Origin of the sequence: Borborobacter arsenicus, from assembly GCF_003934165.1 — a bacterium.
Classification (GTDB): domain Bacteria; phylum Pseudomonadota; class Alphaproteobacteria; order Rhizobiales; family Rhizobiaceae; genus Pseudaminobacter; species Pseudaminobacter arsenicus.
On record NZ_RKST01000068.1, the window covers coordinates 1 to 6,814 of the forward strand.

Annotated in this window: 7 protein-coding genes; 2 read left to right on the forward strand and 5 right to left on the reverse strand. The window is 58.7% G+C overall.

The window, feature by feature from the left end:
* Positions 1–57 precede the first annotated feature (57 nt).
* Positions 58–3,033, reverse strand: a complete 2,976-nt coding sequence (locus EET67_RS24860) for a Tn3 family transposase (RefSeq protein WP_003501082.1) — start codon at positions 3,031–3,033, stop codon at positions 58–60.
* A gap of 155 nt (positions 3,034–3,188) precedes the next feature.
* Here EET67_RS24860 and EET67_RS24865 point away from each other — a divergent pair, with 155 nt between their 5' ends.
* On the forward strand, positions 3,189–3,776 hold the full coding sequence (locus tag EET67_RS24865) for a recombinase family protein (protein ID WP_003501080.1): 588 nt from the start codon (positions 3,189–3,191) through the stop codon (positions 3,774–3,776).
* Positions 3,777–3,812: 36 nt separating this feature from the next.
* Here the strand turns inward: EET67_RS24865 and merA are convergent, their stop codons facing one another.
* From merA to EET67_RS24885, 4 genes are read right to left on the reverse strand one after another with little or no spacing between them, the layout of a single operon-like run.
* A complete protein-coding gene (gene merA / locus EET67_RS24870; protein WP_003501078.1) occupies positions 3,813–5,255 on the reverse strand; it encodes a mercury(II) reductase in 1,443 nt (480 codons plus the stop codon).
* On the reverse strand, positions 5,256–5,513 hold the full coding sequence (locus EET67_RS24875; RefSeq protein WP_003501076.1) for a hypothetical protein: 258 nt from the start codon (positions 5,511–5,513) through the stop codon (positions 5,256–5,258).
* 11 nt (positions 5,514–5,524) lie between these two features.
* Positions 5,525–5,812 (reverse strand): cation transporter, encoded by a 288-nt coding sequence (locus EET67_RS24880; RefSeq protein WP_010661778.1) that lies wholly within the window; start codon positions 5,810–5,812, stop codon positions 5,525–5,527.
* A gap of 16 nt (positions 5,813–5,828) precedes the next feature.
* The gene (locus EET67_RS24885; RefSeq protein ID WP_003501072.1) at positions 5,829–6,242 is read right to left on the reverse strand and encodes a mercuric transporter MerT family protein; all 414 of its coding nucleotides are present in this window, start codon (positions 6,240–6,242) and stop codon (positions 5,829–5,831) included.
* A 98-nt stretch (positions 6,243–6,340) separates the two neighbouring features.
* On the opposite strand from EET67_RS24885, the gene EET67_RS24890 reads away from it, so the two are divergent.
* Positions 6,341–6,781 carry a MerR family transcriptional regulator gene (locus EET67_RS24890; protein WP_023517540.1) on the forward strand — a complete coding sequence of 147 codons (441 nt, stop codon included), beginning with the start codon at positions 6,341–6,343 and terminating at the stop codon, positions 6,779–6,781.
* Positions 6,782–6,814 lie beyond the last annotated feature (33 nt).

Genomic DNA, 6,814 nt, shown 5'->3' on the forward strand with positions numbered 1-6,814 from the left:
GGGGTCAGAACAAGAGCTGCTCGAAATCGTACGCTAAGACCGAACGGAGCGGGAACGTCATGCAGCGCGGAGGATTCTTCCAGGAAGTCGCAATGGCCTGAAGCCTTCGGGCATCTGCTGCTCGGTGTCCCAGGAATAGATGCCGGTGAGATTTATGTGCTCCCAGCTGAGTGGCGAGACATGCTTGAGCAATATGTCGGGGATAGTTCGACCACTTTGACGCAGATGGGCTACGGCACGGCTGAGATAAACGGTATTCCAGTGGACGATGGCGCTGACGACAAGGTTGAGGCCCGAGGCACGGAATGCCTGACTTTCGAACGATCGGTCGCGGATTTCGCCGCGCTCATGGAAGAAAACGGCCCGCTTGAGCTTGTGGGCGGATTCTCCTTTGTTAAGACCGGCTTGACATCGCCGGCGAAGTGCCGGGTTGGAATACCATTCGATCATAAACAGGGATCGCTCGATGCGCCCGAGCTCACGCAGGGCTTTCGCCAACTGGCTCGGTTTCGAGGATGCCGCCAGCTTTTTGAGGATCATTGAGGGCGCAACAGAGCGTGTCGTGATTGATGCCGCCAGATGGAGAAGGTCATCCCAGTGTTCCAGAATGAGGGCGGTATTGATCGGCGCGCCGATATGGTTGGCCAGTGCTGGATATGAGTCGGCCTTTTCGAAAGTATGGAACTTCCGGTCCTTGAGATTGCGCAGCCGAGGCGCAAAACGCTTTCCGATCAGAGTGAAGAGGGCAAATACATGATCGCTCGCACCTCCGGTATCGGTAAAGTGCTCCTCGATCTCCAGGATGGTGTCGTGGTCGAACAGGCCGTCGAGAACATAGGCTGCCTCGCTCTCGGTCGGGCTGATCGGCAGAATGCTGAAATAGCCGTACTGATCGGAAAGGTGGCTGTAAAATTTCGAGCCTGGCTCGCTGCCATAATGCAGGTTGATATCACCGCGTTTGGCGGCACGATCACTGGCCCGGAAGAACTGACCATCAGATGATGCGGTCGTCCCTGTTCCCCAGAGCTGGGCGTGGGGATGACGCGCATGGGCGTCGGTCACACATGCCTGCGCTGCGCGATAGGTTTCCGTGCGGGCATGGAACATGCGCATCCATCCGATCTGATGGGCGCTGATCCCCTTGGAGGCTCCGGCCATACGTTTCGGGCCAAGATTGGTGGCGTCCGCGAGCGTGCCGGCGAGCATGGCCGGAATGTTTTGCGGTGAATCGCCCGTTCGAACATGGGTGAACTGGTCGGCAAAGCCGGTCCACTCATGCACGTCTCTTAAGAGATCCGGCACTTCGACAAGCGGATACATTTCGCTGAGTTCGATATTTAGTTCATCGGCTGCAGCGGGCACTTCGCTCGCCAGCGGTGTTACAATCAGGGTTCCGGCATCGAGACGGACGCCTTCAAGTTTGCCGTTGCGGGCGCGATGGGCGAGACGTTTCAGATTGAAGTCCAGCAATTGTTGCATTTCGGTGAGCCAAGCCACCCCGTCGCGCTGCACACCGAGCCCAAGCTGGTCAGTTTCCTTCAGCTTGGTAAAAGTAGGGCGGGGCATGAAATTTTCATTTATCGGCCGGAACGCCCTGCTGCCTTCGACCCAGATGTCGGCCGAACGAAGCCGCTCGCGCAACGCTGCCAGTGTTGCAATCTCATAGAGACGGCGATCGGCCTTTGCCTGCCCGAAGATCAGTTTACGCTCCGCCGCGCCGAGATGAGCGATCGGGACACGTTCGGGAAGCACGCGCCTTCCTTCCGCGTAAAGGGATCTGAGTGTTTCGATCGCTGCCAGCAAAGGATCATACCGACGACTTGAATGGAATGTGAAGGTCAGGAGGAACCGGCCTGCATAATTGCGAACATTGGCATATTGCTCAGCTGCAATAAGCAAGGGTGAGGCGTCATTGTCTTCCACCATCGCCGCAAGCGTCGGCTTTGCCTGCACCAAGCGATGCCAGCCGACGTGGCGGTCGAGCGTTTCAATTGCATCTTCATCATTGTCATTGGCGCACTGAAGAGCCGATATCGTGTCGAGAAACAGCCGTAGTGCCTTAGCCGTCTCCATCCGGGTGTTCACATGGCGCTGCTTCTTGCGGTTATTCGCCTGCGAAAACAGCCTGCCGATCAGCTTGATGAACATGGTGACTGCGGCGTCGGTGAGCTTTTGCCCAAGCTTGATGATCTGCGCGATGATCGTCGCGCGCCGCCGACTGGCGTTGAAGTCGGCGGCAAGCCATGCCGGTGTCACATCGCCCTCCCGGACCATCTGCTCCCAGCGACCGGAGTGGATGCGGGCTTGTAGTCGGGGATCGATATCGAGCGCGCGGATGAAAGCGATCCTGTCGGTCAGCGTGACCAGGTTGGTTGCTCCCGGAGCATCTGGCGCAGATCGCAGCCAATGGAATCGCGTCTGTCGTATCTCGGGATCAACCGTCAAAAGATCATCGAGGGATTGGAGCTTTTCGGCTGAAAGGCCCGATATCAGGGCAGCCTCGGCGCGACGGCGGGCTATTACGCGGCCGGCAAAGCCGATCCGCTCTATTGTGTCAGGTGCGGGAAGTAACACCTTCCGCTCCCGCAGCGTGGTGACAATAGCTTGGGCAATAGAATGGCCCTTGTCCGTTGCGGTCGCCGTTTCGACGGCGGATAGTAAGGCGGCGCGCCGGTCCTGTGCTGTTGCTGTTCGTTTTCCAAAATAGGAAAGCAAATGCGCGATATGCTCGCGGCGAGTTTCCTCCCGCCTGGCATAGGAACGGAAACTCTCCGGATCAGCATCCAATTGTTCGGCTATATAATTGAGCATCGCCCTCGGCGGAATTTCGTGCACCATGAGAGCCCGGCCCGGATGCCGCATCATGCAAAGCTGGACAGCAAAGCCGAGCTGGTTATGTTTTCGCCTGCGGACTTCGATCTCCAGCCGGTCCGATGGAGATAGAGTGTAGTGACGGATCAGACTATCCTCATCGGTCGGTACGCCGAACAGCTCCTGTTGATCCTGAATTTTGAGAAACTTCCGCCGCGCCATTTTTTACTCCATACAAACTTGCGTCGATGGTTCCGGGCATGTCCGGAAACGGTCGTTTGAGTACAGGCCTAAATCACCCTGTCCACAAATTATCTTGACTTATTTGTGGACAGGCATCACCTTTCGGACAACCTATTCGGACGAAATTGAACCTTATGCCACGCACCTTTGCCTATGTCCGTGTCTCCACGACCGGACAGACCACCGAAAACCAGATTCAGGAAATCGAAGCGGCCGGCTTCCACGTCGAGCCACGCCGTATAGTCACCGAGACCATCTCGGGCAGCGTCGCCATTGCGCAGCGCCGGGGTTTCTCGCGACTGATGGATAAACTCGAAGCCGGGGACGTGCTCATCGTCACCAAGCTCGATCGGCTCGGCCGAGATGCGATCGATGTCAGTACGACGGTCAGGAAACTGGAGGAGCTGGGCGTGCGGGTCCATTGTCTGGCCCTCGGCGGCGTCGATCTGGCGAGTTCCGCCGGGAAGATGACGATGAGCGTCATCAATGCCGTCGCTCAGTTCGAGCGTGATCTGCTGATCGAACGCACGCAGTCGGGCCTCAAACGAGCCAAGTCGGAAGGCAAGACCCTCGGCCGTCCCGCTCGGCTCAATGAGAAGCAGAAATTGGATGTTCTCTCGGATTTGGCGGGCGGGATGAGCGTTTCCGCACTCGCCAGAAAATTTGACACCAGCCGCCAGACCATCATGCGTGTCAGGATCGAGGGCGACCGCTCCGTTTAAGCCGTGACTTGAGTAGGCACCCGTTTCCCTTTCGCCTCACCCCGCGCAGCAGGACAGTTTTTTCACATCCCTGTCGAAGGTCTGAGCCGCAAGCTTCAAACCTTCGACAGTCGTCAGATATGGAAAGATCGTCTCCGAGAGATCATCGATCGTCAGGCCGCAGCGGATGGCCAAGGCTGCCGTCTGAATGCTGTCAGCACCCTCTGGTGCAAGGATGTGAGCGCCAAGGAGTTTCCGGGTTGACCCGTCGGCGACCAGCTTGATCAGGCCGCGCGTGTCGCGCGCCGCCAGCGCCCGCGGCACATTGTCGAGGGAAAGGACGGAGGTGCGAACCGAATGTCCGGCAGCCCGCGCCTGCGCTTCGGTCATGCCGACGCTCGCCACCTGCGGATCGGTAAAGACCACGGCGGGCATTGCGGTGTTGTCGTAACTCAGGCTGTTGCCGTTCAATGCGTTCTTGGCGGCGAGCTTTGCGCCATAGGCGGCCATGTAGACGAACTGATCTTTTCCGGTTACATCGCCGGCGGCATAGACGCCCGCCTTCGAGGTGCGCATGCGATCATCAACGATGATGGCCCCGGCCGGTGTCAGGTCTATACCGGTTTCAGCAAGCCCAAGGGCTTCAGTGTTCGAGCGGCGTCCCGTCGCCACAAGAATCCGCTCGGCAGTCAAGATTTCCGGACGTCCGTCCCGCGCGATGGCGAGGGCAACACCACCATCATCGGTCTTGCGGGCGGACTCGTAGGTAATGCCGCTGACGATTTTAATCCCCTCATCGGCCAGATAGGTGGCAAGCGCAGCGCCGATTTCGGGTTCAGCCTCCGGCAGAAGCCGGCTGCGGAACACGAGTGTCACTTCGACACCGGCCCGTGCGAAAGTCTGGGCAAGCTCCACGCCGATGTAGCCGCCGCCAAGCACTATCATCGAGCGTGGCAGCTCGGTCAGGGCGAGCGCTGTCGTGCTGTCGAGCGGCGATACGTCAGCGATCCCCGGAATCCCCGGCAACGCCGGACGCGCACCGGTGGTGATGATAATTCGCTCGGAGCCGATGTGCTGGCCCGCGACCTGGACACCGCCGTCAACGAGGCGGGCCGGACCTTCGTGGTAGACCACATTGTTGTACTCCGGCAGCAGATCAGCGTATTTCGCCTGTCGCAGACCGGCAACCAAAGCGTCTTTCTGGGCGATCTGAGCGGCCCAATCAACCACGCGCGCGCCGCTTTCGATCCCATCAAACCGGGCAGCCGCATCGTTGGCGTGACGTACAGCCTCCGTGGCCCGGATCAGGGCTTTCGAGGGCACGCAGCCGATGTTGACGCATGTACCGCCGATCGTGCCATGCCCGACAAGAGCCACTTGGGCGCCTAGTTCGGCGGCCGTGATCGCGGCGGAGAAACCGGCCGAGCCAGCTCCGACGACCACAAGATCATAACGGCCGTTGCCTTTGTTGGAAGTTGGAACGTCGCAAGCTTCACACATTCAATTCACCTTTGTTGTCTTGTTATTCATCGAGCAGCAATTGGCATCCGCTGATGAGGCGGAACGCCGACGCCGGTAAAGATAAAGTGCGGACGCCCCAATCGCGGCGAGAGCGATCGGGATCAGCACATAGCCGGCCGCTGCGAACCATGCGGAAAAGCCAAAAGAGCCAGCGGCGACCAAAAGAAATGGCGCGGCGCAACAGATGACGGCGAGAAACCCGACTCCGCCAAGGCCGATGAACTTTCCATCTGTCATGCTGAACCTCCTTACTGCGAAACGCCGGACGGATAGCCAGCATTGGTGGTTGCGGTGATCAGCGCGGCGACATTCGTCTGGCTGTCGTCAAAGCGCACCTTCGCGATCGCCGCGCCGGTCGCCTCCGATACATCAACATCGAGCACGCCTGGAACGTTGCTGAGCGCCCGCTTCACAATCGGGCCGCAGAGTTCGCAGGTGGCATTGGCAACATTCAAGGTTACGGTCTGCTCGGCGGCAAAAGCGTGACCACCCGTCAGCAGGGACGCAGTAAGGGCAATGAGGGGCAGGATTTTCATGAGATTCTCCTTGGGATTAAGCATCGAGGACAAGGCGGGCGGCGTAGGGAAAGCCCACGGCGATAATGATCAAGACAGTTGCGACCCAAAGGCCGATCTTGGCGTTCCGATGGGATGATGGACGCGCGCAGTAGGAACCCTCGGCGCATTCAGCCGCCTTCGGCCTGCGATAGACGAGATAGAAACCGTAGCCGAGGCAGGCGAGCGCGATCGTGATAAACACAGGCTGGTAGGGTTCGAACGCGGTCAAATTGCCGATCCACGCGCCGCTGATGCCAGCGAAGAACAAGGCAAAGGGCAGCACGCAACAGGTTGCTGCGCCCAGTGCCGCAACGATGCCGCCGACCGACAGCAATGCTGCCCGATCAAAACCCTTTTCGGCTGGCTCTGTGACTGTATTTGCCAGCGTCCGTGTTTCATCCTGCATCATCGTTCACATGCTCCCGCAATTGATCTATCGTGACCCTAGTGCCTGTAGCGACTACAGGGTCAAGCGAGAAATTTTCACGGATTTGTGCGAGCTATGTGATGACACAGAATGATGAATTTTCGATCGGCGTGCTGTCCGAGCGCAGCGGCGTCAACATAGAGACGATCCGCTATTACGAGAAAATCGGCGTCATGCCGAAGCCCGCCCGCAGCGCAGCGGGTTATCGTATCTACACAACTGAACACGCAAGGCGGCTGCATTTCGTGCGGCGCGGCCGTGAACTCGGCTTCAGCCTGGACGAGTTGCGCGGCCTGCTTCGCCTGGTCGATGGGCATACCTACACCTGCCGGGAGGTCCATGCGCTCACCATCGAACATTTGAAAGATATCCGTCAGAAAATCGCCGATCTGCGGCGTCTGGAGCGGGCCATGTCGAATATGGCGGCGCAATGCACCGGCGATCAGGTTCCAGAATGTCCGGTCATAGATGCCCTTTTTGAAATGCGGTCAATCAAGCGTTCCCGCTCCGTTCAAGCTTAGCGTACGATTTCGAGCAGCTCTTGTTCTGACCCC

What these genes read in the sequence shown, in the direction of transcription:
- EET67_RS24865 (WP_003501080.1), top strand. Translation starts at nt 3,189, where the DNA reads ATGCCACGCACCTTTGCCTATGTCCGTGTCTCCACGACCGGACAGACC.
- merA (WP_003501078.1), bottom strand. Translation starts at nt 5,255, where the DNA reads ATGTGTGAAGCTTGCGACGTTCCAACTTCCAACAAAGGCAACGGCCGT.
- EET67_RS24885 (WP_003501072.1), bottom strand. Translation starts at nt 6,242, where the DNA reads ATGATGCAGGATGAAACACGGACGCTGGCAAATACAGTCACAGAGCCA.
- EET67_RS24875 (WP_003501076.1), bottom strand. Translation starts at nt 5,513, where the DNA reads ATGACAGATGGAAAGTTCATCGGCCTTGGCGGAGTCGGGTTTCTCGCC.
- EET67_RS24860 (WP_003501082.1), bottom strand. Translation starts at nt 3,033, where the DNA reads ATGGCGCGGCGGAAGTTTCTCAAAATTCAGGATCAACAGGAGCTGTTC.
- EET67_RS24890 (WP_023517540.1), top strand. Translation starts at nt 6,341, where the DNA reads ATGACACAGAATGATGAATTTTCGATCGGCGTGCTGTCCGAGCGCAGC.
- EET67_RS24880 (WP_010661778.1), bottom strand. Translation starts at nt 5,812, where the DNA reads ATGAAAATCCTGCCCCTCATTGCCCTTACTGCGTCCCTGCTGACGGGT.